Raw genomic sequence first — 13,130 nt, 5'->3', positions numbered from 1 at the left:
CACCTGGCTGACTATCCTTACACAGTTCCTTTTTGGCGCGTTTAACGTGCCTTTATCCCGCCCGCTTCGGTTGACGGGATCCCGCAAAAAACTCACGACACATCGTAACTGGAGACACCATGAATATTACGCATGCCTATGCCGCACAGGACGCGAAATCCAAACTCGCCCCGTTCGACTATAAGCCGCGCGAACTGCGCGCTCATGATGTGCAGATTGAAGTGTTGTACTGCGGCGTCTGCCACTCTGACCTTCATACTGCGCGTAATGAATGGAAAAACACCATTTTCCCGGTGGTGCCGGGCCATGAAATCGTTGGCCGCGTCACTGCGGTTGGCGCACACACCCACAAATACAAAGTGGGTGATCTGGTGGGTGTAGGTTGTTTGGTTGACTCCTGCCGCAGCTGTCCGAGCTGCCAGGAAGGTCTGGAGCAATATTGCGAAAACGGTTTTGTCGGCACTTATAACGGCGAAGATCGCGAAACCAAAGCCATCACTTACGGCGGCTACTCCACCAGCATGGTCGTGGATGAAAACTTTGTGCTGCGCGTACCGGAAAACCTCGACCTGGCCGGTGTTGCACCGTTGCTGTGTGCCGGGATCACCACTTACTCACCGCTGCGCCACTGGAACGTCGGTCCGGGTAAAAAAGTGGGGATTGTCGGCCTGGGTGGCCTCGGCCATATGGGTGTAAAACTGGCGCATGCGATGGGTGCCCATGTGGTGCTGTTCACCACTTCACCGTCAAAAATCGAAGATGGCAAACGCCTGGGCGCTGACGAAGTGGTGATTTCAAAGGATGCCGATCAGATGGCACAGCACCTCAACAGCTTTGACTTCATCCTCAACACCGTGGCAGCACAGCACGATCTCAACCCGTTTATTGCTCTGCTGAAACGCGATGGCAATATGACACTGGTGGGTGCACCGGAGCACGATCACCCGGCACCGCAGGTGTTTAACCTGATCTTCAAGCGTCGCAGCATCGCTGGCTCGCTGATTGGTGGCATTGCGGAAACCCAGGAAATGCTGGATTTCTGTGGCAAGCACGGTATCACTTCCGATATCGAGTTGATCGCCATGAACCAAATCAACGAAGCCTACGAGCGTATGCTGAAAAGCGACGTGAAGTACCGCTTTGTGATTGATATCAACACCCTGCGTGAGGAAGCTGCGGCTTAATCCTCGTTATGGCTGACGCCCGCCGCGCGCGTGGCGTCAGCCTGTTGCCAGGAGGCATCCACCAGATAGTAAATCTGCGAATCTTTCAGCGAACCATCCAGCCACAGGGTGCTCCAGTGGGTCTTGTTCAGATGCTCACTTGGAAACACATCGCTATGCTCCTCACGTAATAACTCGGCCAGCGCCGGTGTGGCTTTCAGCGATACCGCCGGACGTCCCTTTACGTCATGTACCATGGCAAACAAAATGCCATCACTTTTAATCTGCGTGGCTTTCCAGTCACTGTGTACGCTCTGCTCCGCGCCCGGCTTGCTCATGCAATACGTCAGTAAATCCGAAGTGTTCATGGTTACTCCCCTTGTAAGGTGGCGACAATGCGCCGCGATCCGCCGTGTACCCGATGTTCACCGAGATAAATCCCCTGCCAGGTACCCAACATCAGCCGTCCCCGGCTGACCGGAAGTAACAAGGATACGCCGAGTAACGATGACTTAATGTGCGCAGGCATATCATCTGCACCTTCATAATCATGCTGATACGGGGCATTTTCCGGTACGTGACGCAGGAAATGTTGCTCCATATCGCTACGTACCGTGGGGTCACAATTTTCATTGAGTGTCAGCGAGGCTGAAGTGTGCTGTAGCAACAAATGCAGCTGCCCGATACGCACATCTGATAGCGCACGAATTTGCCCGACAACCTCGTCAGTGATCAGGTGAAAACCACGAGGTTTGGCGCTAAGCGTTAAGGTTTGCTGGTGCCACATACTGGAATCCTGAATTAAACACACCGTTTAAGTGTGCAGCATGTCGGCAAAAGGTAAAGGAAAAAGCGGCCTGGAATTGTGCGAAAAAAACCGCCAGCCCGAAGGCATGGCGGTTCAGATACGGCCAGAGGCAGGAATTACATTACGGCAGCAAAGGCTTCCGCCACCTGATGCACGTTGCGGCTGTTCAGGCCCGCCACACACATACGGCCGCTGGCAATCAGGTACACGCCAAACTCGTCACGCAGGCGATCAACCTGCTGGGCGCTGAGACCGGTGTAGCTAAACATCCCGCGCTGCTTCAGCAGATAATCAAAGTTTTGGCCCGGCAGCTTCTCACGCAGTACCGCAACCAATGCCTGACGCATTTCGATGATGCGCAGACGCATCGCTTCGACTTCCGCCAGCCAGTTGTTCAGCAACGCTTCATCGTTCAGCACGCAGGAAACCACCTGAGCACCAAAGTTTGGCGGGCTGGAGTAGTTGCGACGCACGGTGGCTTTCAACTGACCCAGCACGCGACCCGATTCTTCTGCGCTATCACAGACGATGGAGAGTCCGCCAACGCGCTCACCATACAGTGAGAAGATTTTTGAGAAGGAGTTACTGACCAGTGCCGGCAGGCCAGCTGCGGCAACCGCGCGAATCGCATAGGCATCTTCATTCATGCCTGCGCCAAAGCCCTGATAAGCGATATCGAGGAACGGAATCAGCTCCTGCGCCTTCAGCACCTCAACGGTTTGATCCCACTGCGCATTAGTCAGGTCGGCACCGGTCGGGTTGTGGCAGCACGGATGCAGCAGCACGATGCTTTGCTTCGGCAGGGTTTTCAGCGCCGCGATAAAGGCATCAAATTTCACCCCGTTGGTCTCGGCGTCATACCAGGGATAGGTATTCACCTCGAAGCCTGCGCCATTAAAGATAGCGATATGGTTTTCCCACGTCGGATCGCTGACCCAGACATTGGAATGCGGGAAGTAACGTTTGAGGAAGTCTGCACCCACTTTGAGCGCACCGGAACCACCCAGCGTCTGAATAGATGCAATGCGCCCGGCTTGCAGCATCGGGTGCTCACTGCCAAACAGCAGCGGTGCAATCGCGTTACGATACGGACCAAAACCTTCCATCGGCAGGTAGAGCGAAGCCTGATGCGGTGCCGCCTGCAGGCGTTCTTCCGCCGCGGCCACTGCCTGCAGCTGAGGAATGATGCCCTGCTCGTTGTAATAGAGGCCGATGCTCAGATTCACTTTCTTGTCACGCGGGTCCTGTTTGAAGGTTTCCATCAACGACAGAATCGGATCGCCGGCATAGGCATCAACATTTTGAAACACGGTGCAGATCTCCATGATTGGTCATAAAAGTCAGGTAACGATGCATCATCAAACCATATAGCGGCCGGGGCGGTGATTCATGGCGATGATCAAATTGAGGACCACCGCGCCCGCTATCGAGGCAAGCAACATAGGTACAGAGACCACAAATAACGACGCCAGCACCACACAGGTATCGACCGCCATTTGCAGCTTTCCGGCACGCAAACCAATGCGGTCCTGCAGCCAGAGTGCCAGAATATTGACGCCACCAAGGCTGGCCTTGTGACGAAACAACACTATAAACCCAATTCCCATCACCACGTTACCGAACAATGTCGCATAAAACGGATTTAGCACAGAAAAATGGATGAACAGGGGATGCAGATGGGTAAATAGCGACACCAGCCCCACGGCACAGAAGGTTTTCAGGGTGAATTCCCAGCCCATACGGCGCACTGCCAGCCAGTAAAACGGCAGGTTAATCAGGAAAAACGCGCTGCCAAACGAAAGCGGTGTCAAATAGCTAATTAAGAAGGCTATCCCGGCAGAGCTGCCGGTAAGCGCGCCTGCCTGCTTCAGCATAATCACGCCAAAGGAGACCATCAGCGTCCCCAGCACAATCGCCAGAGCATCTTCAATGCGGGAATGGGGGATTTTGGTAGGTTGAACAACGTTATCCATGGATTTTTCTCATTGCAATTGATGCGGTTCAAATGCAAAAAACGCACCACATCGGCGGCGTCTGCTCGCCGCCGATGGGTGCCAGTGATTATCCAATTGATAACTAAGGCGCTTTATTGCAGGTTTTTGTGCATCGATTAAGGACTAATCCATAAATCCATGCACAAATCTGTTATCTGGTGCGCGTTTTTTGCATTTGAATGGCATTAATTGCACCAGACTAGCACATCACGCACTTTTTTGGCGCGTTTTGTGCTCGGGGATTATCATCAAACCGTTCTCTTTTAACCGGCTTAAGACCACCGACGTTTTCACATGAGCCACGCTTTGATGTCCCGACACCAGTTGGCTGATTAACGCGCTCAACGAAGCCAGGTCAGACACGGCAACTTTCAGCAGATAATCGGCGTCACCGGTGGTTTTAAACGCATCGACGATGGCGGTTTCCTGTTCCACCATCCGGTGAAAACTCTCTTCATAATCGGGGGTGTGGTTGATCAGCCGCACTTCGATCAATCCCACCATGCCGAGGCCGATAGCATCGGGCGACAACCGGGCGTGATAGCCGAGAATCAGGTTTGCCTGTTCCAGATTGATGCGTCGGCGTGAACATTGGGACGCCGAAAGGCCAACCAAATCACTGAGTTCCTGGTTAGTGAGGCGGCCATTAGATTGTAATAGTGTCAGTATCTTAAGGTCGTAATCGTCTACCTGAGTCATTCTGCTTCCACAGCGTAATTGAGTGCGCTTTGCTACAGATAACCTGATTAAAGACGGGGTTGTCCAACACTATTTTGTGATGACGTGAAATGCATGCACAAATCGTGCATGCATGAGGGGGAAGAGGGTTATTCGTCGTCGTATTGCGGGCCTGCGTAGTTATCAAAACGCGACCAGTGACCATTGAAGGTCAAACGTACTGTACCAATCGGGCCATTACGTTGTTTACCGAGGATGATCTCGGCAATACCTTTCATATCGCTGTTTTCGTGATAAACCTCATCACGATAAATAAACATGATCAGGTCGGCATCCTGCTCGATCGAGCCGGATTCACGCAGATCCGAGTTGACCGGACGCTTATCGGCACGCTGTTCCAGCGATCGGTTCAACTGCGACAATGCCACGACCGGCACATTCAGCTCTTTCGCCAGCGCCTTCAGCGAGCGCGAGATCTCAGCGATCTCCAGCGTGCGGTTGTCTGAAAGCGAAGGCACACGCATCAATTGCAGGTAGTCAATCATGATCATGCTCAGGCCATCGTTTTCACGATAGATACGGCGCGCACGCGAACGGACTTCCGTCGGCGTCAGGCCAGAAGAATCATCGATATACATGTTCTTCTTTTCCAGCAGGATACCCATGGTGGCGGAAATACGCGCCCAGTCTTCATCTTCCAGCTGACCGGTACGGATGCGGGTCTGATCAACGCGAGATAAGGAAGCCAGCATACGCATCATGATCTGTTCACTGGGCATCTCCAGACTGAAAATCAGTACCGGCTTTTCGTGCAGCATGGCAGCGTTTTCGCACAGGTTCATGGCGAAGGTGGTTTTACCCATCGACGGACGTGCCGCGATGATAATCAGGTCCGAGCGCTGCAGACCGGCGGTTTTTTTGTTCAGATCCTGGTAACCGGTATCTACCCCGGTCACACCATCGTGCGGCGTTGAAACCAGCGATTCGATACGCGAGACCGTGGCTTCGAGGATTTGCTCAATGTTTTTCGGGCCATCATCTTTGTTGGCGCGTTGTTCCGCGATTTTAAAGACGTTAGATTCGGCAAAATCGAGCAGGTCTTCGCTGCTGCGGCCCTGCGGATCATAACCGGCATCGGCGATCTGGTTCGCCACTGAGATCATTTCACGCACTACCGCACGTTCACGCACGATGTCCGCATAAGCGCCAATGTTCGCGGCGCTTGGGGTATTTTTCGCCAGTTCGGCAAGATAGGCAAAGCCCCCTGCCATATCCAGCTCAGCGCGTGTTTCCAGCGATTCCGACAGCGTAATCAGGTCGATAGGTTGACCGGCTTCCAGCAGCCGTTGCATTTCGGAGAAGATCAGCCGGTGTGAGCGATTGAAGAAATCTTCCGCGACCACACGCTCGGACACATTGTCCCAGCGCTCGTTATCCAGCATCAACCCACCGAGTACCGACTGCTCCGCTTCAATGGAATGAGGAGGCATTTTCACACCTTCCAGCTGACGGTCGCGGGGTTCGTTCGATTTGTTGGTGGGTTTATTTCCTGCCATAGTGAATGCATTACCGATCTTAAGTAGTGACGCGCAAGTATAACGTCACAGGCTGAACAATCACAGGAGTCAGAATGGTAAAGCGTATTCAGTTCAACGAACATGGCGGCCCTGAAGTCTTGCAATGGGTAGACTTTGAGCTCAATGATCCCGCTGAACATGAAGTGCAGGTGGAAAATCGGGCGATTGGCATCAATTACATCGACACTTACGTGCGCAGCGGATTATATCCGGTCACCGTGAAGCCCTCCGGGCTGGGTACCGAAGCGGCGGGCGTAGTAAAAAAAGTGGGTTCTGCGGTGACGCGTTTTAAGGCAGGCGATCGCGTGGTGTACTGCCAGTCGCCCCTCGGTGCCTACAGCGAGGCGCACAATGTGCATGAAGATCGTCTGGTGATTCTGCCAGAGCGTATCAGTTTTGAGCAGGGTGCAGCCTCGTTCCTGAAAGGTCTGACGGTGCAATATCTGCTGCGCCAGACCTATAAAGTCAAAGCGGATGAAACTTTCCTGTTTCACGCGGCGGCTGGCGGCGTGGGTCTGATTGCCTGTCAGTGGGCGAAAGCGTTGGGTGCACATCTGATTGGCACCGTCGGCTCAGCCGAAAAAGCGCAGATGGCAAAAGATGCCGGAGCCTGGGCTACCATTAACTATCGCGACGAGAATATTGCGCAGCGTGTCAGCGAGCTGACGCAGGGTAAAAAAGTGGCGGTGGTTTACGACTCCGTCGGTAAAGATACCTGGGAACCTTCGCTCGATAGCCTGCGCCGTCATGGTCTTATGGTGAGTTTTGGTAATGCTTCCGGGGCAGTAACCGGTGTTGATTTGGGGATTCTGAATAAGAAAGGGTCGCTGTTTGTCACACGCCCTTCGCTGTTCGGCTACATTACTAACCGCGAAGAACTCGACAGCGCCAGTGCTGAACTGTTTTCTCTGATCGCCAGCCATGCGATTAAAATTACCGTGCCGGAACAACAAAAATTTGCCCTGAGCGATGCGGCCCAGGCACATCGGGTGCTGGAAAGCCGTGCCACCCTGGGATCCAGCCTGCTGATTCCCTGAGGCCAGAAAGCAAACGGGGCTTCCCGTAGGAAGCCCCTTTTTCTTTTTTATAGTTCGCGCTGGTGTAGGGACAGCGGCGATGAATTCATTTTGACTCAACGGCAGCTATCCTGGCAGAAAACATAAGTAAAAAATATGTTTAATTGCGTATTTGTACTAAGCAATGATTAACTCTGTGATCACACCCGCATTTAGCGCCAGCTATTCTTTTCTAACTTACTGATTTTTCTTTTCAGTCGCTGCATCTTTATTTCGCCTTCTGGCGTGGTGAAGGCACGGTATAACCAGACCGTAACCACGGCCAGCACCAGCCACGGCAACAATTTTATAACAATTGCGAACACCCCACCGAGGAACATCAGCACCGTTGCAACAATCAGCGCAGCAATCACTCCCAGCAGCGATACGCCAGTCAGCAGCAGCATAAGAAAAAAGCCGATAACAAATAATATTTCCACGAAGGCTCTCCTGTGTTGGTAACAGGGAATGCATTACAAGATGCGTGCCAGAATGAGGATTGTGGTAACCCACTGATATTATTGGCAGTGACGCGGATGACGTGCAGATAAAATGGTGAGATTCACTAACTTGTGGTGTAAATAAAACCGTGCTTGTGATACCTGATAGCATATTGCCGTAGCGCCGCGCTTTATCGCGCAGGCTTTCCAACAACGTGCACGAAATTGCGCGATAAATCGCGCCGCTACCAGGTCAATCAGGCTTCCTGTGGGATCTTATCTGCCACCAGTGCCAGTGCCGCTTCCAGCACACGCACATCGGCTCCCGGTTTGTGAGCATTCTCACTCAGATAGCGACGCCATTGACGCGCCCCCGGAATCCCCTGGAATAGCCCCAGCATATGGCGTGTAACATGGCCGAGGTAAGTTCCTTTCGCCAGTTCCGCTTCAATATAGGGGTACATACTGCGCACTACCGCTACCGGATCCACCACCGGGGTATCGCGGCCAAACAGTTCACAATCAACCTGCGCCAGAATGCCAGGATTCTGATAGGCTTCGCGCCCCATCATCACACCATCCATATGTTGCAGGTGGATTTTCGCCTCTTCCAGCGTCTTGATACCGCCATTGATAGCCATGGTTAAATGCGGGAAATCACGCTTCAGTTGGTACACGCGTGGATAGTCGAGTGGCGGTATCTCACGGTTCTCTTTTGGGCTAAGACCCGAAAGCCAGGCTTTACGTGCGTGGATAATGAAGGTGTCACAACCCCCCTGCTGCGCCACGGTGCCAACGAAATCACACAGGAATGCGTAGCTATCCTGATCGTCTATACCGATGCGGGTTTTCACCGTCACCGGAATGCTCACCACATCGCGCATCGCTTTAATGCAATCCGCGACCAAGGCCGCCTCACCCATCAGACAGGCACCGAAACGACCATTCTGCACACGATCGGACGGGCACCCCACATTAAGGTTGATCTCGTCATAACCACGCGCTTCTGCCAGTTTTGCACACTGCGCTAAAGCCGCCGGATCGCTGCCGCCCAGTTGCAGTGCTACCGGATGTTCATCCTCGCTAAAGGCCAGATAGTCGCCCTTACCATGAATGATTGCGCCAGTGGTCACCATTTCAGTGTAAAGCAGCGTGTCGCCGCTTAACTTGCGGTGAAAATAACGACAATGACGGTCAGTCCAGTCGAGCATGGGGGCAATGGAAAAACGTTGCGAAGAGAAGGTATCGGTCATGAAACGCAGTAAATCCGGGGTTAAGTGATGAGAATCTGCGCAATCATATCACAGGATTGACGGGCGACACAGCCGCCCGTCGGTGTGAAGAACATCAATCAGAAGTTAAATCCGAGCTGCAACATCGCACCCCAGGTATTGTCTGCGCCAACCGAACCAGCCAGATCCAGATGTACCGTATTGTTAAACGGTGACAGACCAAAACCGGCAGTGAAAACATTGGTGTCAGTCGAATTCATATCGGCACGATAACCGGCACGCAGCTGCAACCAGTCCAGCACACGATATTCTCCGCCCACGCCGACATACTGGCTGCTATCTTCTGATTTGAAACGCTTAGTTTGCGTCAGATCGACATCGCCTGTCAGGGTGACGGGGCCGTAGTTCCAGGCCAGACCGGTGGTGACCAGCGGGCGGATTTGGTAAGTATCACGATAACCATTCACTTCTTTGGTATCGATGTTGCGCGAAATCAGGTTCTGACCGGTGACCCCGAAAGTCCAGTTGTCGGCAAAATCAGTGGCAATACCCGCATCCACGTTGAAACCGGTATCTGAGCTGCGATAACGGCTGCTGTTGATGTCGCTTTTGTCGTAGTTGTAGATGCTGGCGGTGTAATTATAAAGCCAGGTTTTTTGCAGTTTCGGCGTAATTCCCACCGAGACCGGATGTCCGGCAATGCTGAACTCATGTGCCACGGCAATACCGTAATCAGTCACTAACGCCGCCAGCCCATTGGCACTGGAGGTCAGATTATCTTCATCGCCCGGTAGCGGAATTCTGGAGCCGTCAGCGACCCCTTCCAGATAATCGATATCGCTTTGCGTCACGTTAGCGCGGATATGCGCAGTGCCATAGGCTTTGGTGACAAACGCAAAAGGTAAGGTTTCATTAGGTACGGTGACAGCCAGTGCCACTCCCGCTGAACCATCCGCTGTATTGCCACGCAGATCGCGGAGCTGGTTCGCCATATCACCCGCAGCAGCTTTGAGCTGTGGATACCCATTGAGGTAATCCTGCCAGGTTAAGCTATTAATCACATCCTGATAACGGTCGACGGTATCCGTAATGTCATCGACTTTATTAATCAATTTGTCTTTATCAGTAACCTGAATCCCTGCTGAAGGGAAAATGATGCTTACATCATCCTCAGGTTTTGCTTTGGTCATCAATGCCGGGTTCGCCAGTACCGCAGAGCTCCAGGTAGAAGAAGCCACACCCGTGCCGCCCATTGCGTCATTGCGCGCGTCATACCAGGTACCTGCTGCCAGAGCTGAAGAGGAAAGAAATACTGAATTCAAAACAACAAGATAAGCAACTTTTTTGCGTCTGAATAATGTCTTCACCATGAGCCTGCCATCACCTTTCAAATGTCGTCACCATGTCATCGACGAAACAATTTACCAGCCCTTATTGTGAACCTGGGCTAACGATTTATTGCTGTGAAATAAAAGGAAATAGCACTGCTATTCGCAGAATTGACTGCTGGTGCAGCAATCTGTCGTGTATTTATGCAAAAAATTAAACGCTTTCTAAATTAAGGCCAGACATTACTTAAGCCCTTTTGAACCTTAGACGCTAAGTTGGTGAGTTGCAAAGCAAAAACCTATTAGCCGGCTTGATAATAAATCCGCAACAAGGAATACAGATGACAGTATGAGAAAAAGAGGGAATTGACACTGATATTAATCTTATGAAAAACAAGATTTTTCCTGACAATATTCACCGGAAAAAGCAATCACAGCAGCGTAAATATTTGTGTGATAAAATAACATCACTCGCTACCCGGAGAACACTTATGTCAAATTTGTCGCCAGACCAACTTCTGAACCAGGCTGAAACGCTTTGCCTGCAACGCGGCGTGCGTCTGACCACACAACGTGCCGAAGTGCTGCGCCTGATGGCCGAGCAAAATGGATCGATCAGTGCTTATGATTTACTGGATCAGCTGCGCGTGAGTGAACCCCAGGCAAAGCCACCAACCATCTATCGTGCACTGGATTTTCTGCTGGAGCAGGGATTTATCCATCGCGTGGAATCCAACAACAGCTACGTGGTTTGCCATCATTTTGATGAACCCGCGCACACCTCAGTGATGCTGGTTTGCGATCGCTGTGCCGCAGTGAGCGAAAAGCATGCGCATGGGGTGGAAAAGATCATTTCCGGATTAGCTGAACAAGCCGGTTTTGCGTTGCGCCATAGCGTGATTGAAGCGCATGGACTATGTGAAAATTGTGCGGAAGTGGAAGCCTGTACCCATCATGACAGCTGTGATCACGATCATCAGGTTGAGGGGAAAAAGCGGTTGCGGAAGGGATAATTGGCACATCCCTGTGCCAACCCGATCATCAGGATCGGAGCTTAGGAGCATCGTCCTTAAACGGGTCCGTTACCAGCGATAATCCTTGTTGTGACCTTCCCAGTCTTTCACTTCACGCTCGGCCTGATCTTTTGCGTAACCGTAGCGTTCCTGAATTTTACCGACAAGCTGATCGCGTTTCCCTTCGATGACAGTCATATCATCATCTGTCAGCTTGCCCCATTTTTCTTTCACTTTCCCTTTGAATTGCTTCCAGTTTCCGCTCGCTTCGTCTTTGTTCATAACCATGCTCCATGTCATTGTCATTGAGGCTGGCGGCATACCCAAATCTAATGGGCAAAACCGATATAAAGCGCTACTTAATTGCGCTGTTAAGGGTAATTATAGTAGACAATGAATATAAGCCAGCACACTTACGGATTATTCTGTACAGAACACATCATAGTTAACTGAACAAAAACCAACTATCATGACGCCAGTGACGACGCCAGACCAGCCACAAGGTGATGCCGCGTAATGCCAGAAATACCGTCACCGCCAGCCACAAACCATGATTTCCCAACCAGGGTAAGGTGAGCAACGACAAGCCATAGCCCAGTGCCGCCAGTGCCATGCTGTTACGCATTTCCCTGCCACGCGTCGCGCCGATAAACATACCATCCAGCAGATAACACCATACGCCGACCAATGGCATCACCACCTGCCACACCAGGTAACGATCAGCGGCTTCGCGGAGTTCCTCCAGCGAAGTCAGCAACCCGACAATCTGCTCCCCGCACAAGGCATACAACATGGCGAACAGCAGCGCCACCAGACCCGCCTGGCGGCAGGCCGCGTGCCACACCAGCAACAACTGGCTGCGATCTTTCGCGCCGACCGCTTCACCCGAGCAGGCTTCAACCGCATAAGCGAAGCCATCCAGCGCATAGGCGGTAAAGGTAAGAAACATCAGCAGAACCGAGTTGACTGCAACCACATCCGGTCCAATGCGCGCACCGAATATCGTCAAAGAGGCAAAACAGATTTGCAGCAGAAAGGAGCGCAACATAATGTCGCGATTGAGACGAAACAGACGGGCAGCACCGCCGCGCCAGCTCGCTTTCAACAGAGCAAAATCAATGCCACGCAGTTTTAATACCCGCGCGACCATGAATAGCCCGACGCCCAGCGTGACATATTCAGCCAGCGCCGTTGCCGCGGCAGCACCTGCCACTCCCCAATGCAGACCGAGGACAAACAGCAGATCCAGCAGGATATTGACCAGATTGCCCACCACCAGCAAAACCACTGGCGCACGCGCATACTGCACGCCCAACAGCCAGCCAAGGAGCACCAGATTAGCCAGCGTGGCGGGAGCGCTGAGCCAGCGAATCTGAATAAACAGTTGTGCCTGTTGCTGAACCGCAACGCTGCCCCCCATTAGCGCAGCCGCCAGATTGCTGACAGGGGTGCGTAACAAAATAAACAGCACGCCCGCCACCAGGGCGATAAGCAGCGGTTGGGTAAGCGCACGCGCCAGTGCCATTTTATTGCTGGCACCAAATGCCTGGGCCGTGAGTCCGGTTGTGCTCATGCGTAAAAACAGCAACAGCATAAAAATGAAACTGGTTGCTGTGCTACCCACAGCCACGCCACCGAGATAGATCGGGCTGTCGAGATGGCCAATCACTGCGGTATCCACTACGCCGAGCAATGGCACCGTGATATTCGAGAGGATCATCGGCAGCGCCAGCCGCCAGAGTGTCTTATCAGAGGGGGAAAACAGCTGCATCAGCCCGTCCCGGTTTGTGCTGCGCTACAGTTATTTTGACAAATCAAACCACGGCAGCACCAAGGCACTAC

Annotated in this window: 14 protein-coding genes; 3 read left to right on the top strand and 11 right to left on the bottom strand. The window is 52.5% G+C overall.

Translation table 11 applies throughout. The features are described from left to right. The first annotated feature begins 119 nt into the window (after positions 1-119). A complete protein-coding gene (locus tag CUN67_RS01420) occupies positions 120-1,184 on the top strand; it encodes an NAD(P)-dependent alcohol dehydrogenase (RefSeq protein ID WP_084871842.1) in 1,065 nt (354 codons plus the stop codon). Here CUN67_RS01420 and CUN67_RS01415 read toward each other — a convergent pair. From CUN67_RS01415 to dnaB, 6 genes are all read right to left on the bottom strand, one after another. Further along, the gene (locus CUN67_RS01415) at positions 1,181-1,531 is read right to left on the bottom strand and encodes an MmcQ/YjbR family DNA-binding protein (RefSeq protein ID WP_208713698.1); all 351 of its coding nucleotides are present in this window, start codon (positions 1,529-1,531) and stop codon (positions 1,181-1,183) included. The genes CUN67_RS01420 and CUN67_RS01415 overlap by 4 nt on opposite strands. 2 nt (positions 1,532-1,533) lie before the next feature. Further along, complete coding sequence (locus CUN67_RS01410) at positions 1,534-1,950, bottom strand: secondary thiamine-phosphate synthase enzyme YjbQ (protein ID WP_208713697.1); 417 nt, start codon at positions 1,948-1,950, stop codon at positions 1,534-1,536. A 137-nt stretch (positions 1,951-2,087) separates the two neighbouring features. Further along, positions 2,088-3,281 (bottom strand): amino acid aminotransferase, encoded by a 1,194-nt coding sequence (locus CUN67_RS01405; protein ID WP_208713696.1) that lies wholly within the window; start codon positions 3,279-3,281, stop codon positions 2,088-2,090. A gap of 48 nt (positions 3,282-3,329) precedes the next feature. Beyond that, positions 3,330-3,944 (bottom strand): YitT family protein, encoded by a 615-nt coding sequence (locus tag CUN67_RS01400; protein ID WP_208713695.1) that lies wholly within the window; start codon positions 3,942-3,944, stop codon positions 3,330-3,332. Between the two features lie 228 nt (positions 3,945-4,172). Next, the gene (locus CUN67_RS01395; RefSeq protein WP_084871837.1) at positions 4,173-4,664 is read right to left on the bottom strand and encodes an Lrp/AsnC family transcriptional regulator; all 492 of its coding nucleotides are present in this window, start codon (positions 4,662-4,664) and stop codon (positions 4,173-4,175) included. Positions 4,665-4,792: 128 nt separating this feature from the next. Continuing rightward, complete coding sequence (gene dnaB / locus CUN67_RS01390) at positions 4,793-6,199, bottom strand: replicative DNA helicase (protein ID WP_208713694.1); 1,407 nt, start codon at positions 6,197-6,199, stop codon at positions 4,793-4,795. A 74-nt stretch (positions 6,200-6,273) separates the two neighbouring features. Between dnaB and CUN67_RS01385 the strand changes: the two genes are divergently transcribed. Beyond that, on the top strand, positions 6,274-7,257 hold the full coding sequence (locus CUN67_RS01385) for a quinone oxidoreductase (protein ID WP_208713693.1): 984 nt from the start codon (positions 6,274-6,276) through the stop codon (positions 7,255-7,257). Between the two features lie 191 nt (positions 7,258-7,448). Here the strand turns inward: CUN67_RS01385 and pspG are convergent, their stop codons facing one another. From pspG to CUN67_RS01370, 3 genes are all read right to left on the bottom strand, one after another. Next, positions 7,449-7,715, bottom strand: a complete 267-nt coding sequence (gene pspG / locus CUN67_RS01380; protein ID WP_208713692.1) for an envelope stress response protein PspG — start codon at positions 7,713-7,715, stop codon at positions 7,449-7,451. Between the two features lie 257 nt (positions 7,716-7,972). Further along, positions 7,973-8,968 (bottom strand): tRNA dihydrouridine(20/20a) synthase DusA, encoded by a 996-nt coding sequence (gene dusA / locus CUN67_RS01375; protein ID WP_208713691.1) that lies wholly within the window; start codon positions 8,966-8,968, stop codon positions 7,973-7,975. Between the two features lie 98 nt (positions 8,969-9,066). Beyond that, on the bottom strand, positions 9,067-10,317 hold the full coding sequence (locus CUN67_RS01370) for a conjugal transfer protein TraF (protein WP_208713690.1): 1,251 nt from the start codon (positions 10,315-10,317) through the stop codon (positions 9,067-9,069). A 449-nt stretch (positions 10,318-10,766) separates the two neighbouring features. On the opposite strand from CUN67_RS01370, the gene zur reads away from it, so the two are divergent. Further along, positions 10,767-11,288 (top strand): zinc uptake transcriptional repressor Zur, encoded by a 522-nt coding sequence (gene zur / locus CUN67_RS01365; protein ID WP_208713689.1) that lies wholly within the window; start codon positions 10,767-10,769, stop codon positions 11,286-11,288. A gap of 69 nt (positions 11,289-11,357) precedes the next feature. On the opposite strand, the gene CUN67_RS01360 is transcribed toward zur, so the two are convergent. Both CUN67_RS01360 and dinF read right to left on the bottom strand, forming a co-directional pair. Further along, positions 11,358-11,570 carry a CsbD family protein gene (locus CUN67_RS01360; RefSeq protein ID WP_084871830.1) on the bottom strand — a complete coding sequence of 71 codons (213 nt, stop codon included), beginning with the start codon at positions 11,568-11,570 and terminating at the stop codon, positions 11,358-11,360. A gap of 163 nt (positions 11,571-11,733) precedes the next feature. Beyond that, positions 11,734-13,059, bottom strand: coding sequence for an MATE family efflux transporter DinF (gene dinF / locus CUN67_RS01355; RefSeq protein ID WP_208713688.1), 1,326 nt, complete (start codon positions 13,057-13,059; stop codon positions 11,734-11,736). Positions 13,060-13,130 lie beyond the last annotated feature (71 nt).

The sequence above is a fragment of the Pantoea cypripedii genome, assembly GCF_011395035.1.
GTDB lineage: Bacteria > Pseudomonadota > Gammaproteobacteria > Enterobacterales > Enterobacteriaceae > Pantoea > Pantoea cypripedii_A.
This window is presented reverse-complemented; position numbering and strand designations above follow the sequence as displayed.

Bases quoted from the DNA above. Each gene is read 5' to 3' on its own strand.
- CUN67_RS01420 (WP_084871842.1), top strand. From the start codon at position 120: ATGAATATTACGCATGCCTATGCCGCACAGGACGCGAAATCCAAACTC.
- CUN67_RS01415 (WP_208713698.1), bottom strand. From the start codon at position 1,531: ATGAACACTTCGGATTTACTGACGTATTGCATGAGCAAGCCGGGCGCG.
- CUN67_RS01410 (WP_208713697.1), bottom strand. From the start codon at position 1,950: ATGTGGCACCAGCAAACCTTAACGCTTAGCGCCAAACCTCGTGGTTTT.
- CUN67_RS01400 (WP_208713695.1), bottom strand. From the start codon at position 3,944: ATGGATAACGTTGTTCAACCTACCAAAATCCCCCATTCCCGCATTGAA.
- CUN67_RS01395 (WP_084871837.1), bottom strand. From the start codon at position 4,664: ATGACTCAGGTAGACGATTACGACCTTAAGATACTGACACTATTACAA.
- dnaB (WP_208713694.1), bottom strand. From the start codon at position 6,199: ATGGCAGGAAATAAACCCACCAACAAATCGAACGAACCCCGCGACCGT.
- CUN67_RS01385 (WP_208713693.1), top strand. From the start codon at position 6,274: ATGGTAAAGCGTATTCAGTTCAACGAACATGGCGGCCCTGAAGTCTTG.
- dusA (WP_208713691.1), bottom strand. From the start codon at position 8,968: ATGACCGATACCTTCTCTTCGCAACGTTTTTCCATTGCCCCCATGCTC.
- CUN67_RS01370 (WP_208713690.1), bottom strand. From the start codon at position 10,317: ATGGTGAAGACATTATTCAGACGCAAAAAAGTTGCTTATCTTGTTGTT.
- zur (WP_208713689.1), top strand. From the start codon at position 10,767: ATGTCAAATTTGTCGCCAGACCAACTTCTGAACCAGGCTGAAACGCTT.
- CUN67_RS01360 (WP_084871830.1), bottom strand. From the start codon at position 11,570: ATGAACAAAGACGAAGCGAGCGGAAACTGGAAGCAATTCAAAGGGAAA.
- dinF (WP_208713688.1), bottom strand. From the start codon at position 13,059: ATGCAGCTGTTTTCCCCCTCTGATAAGACACTCTGGCGGCTGGCGCTG.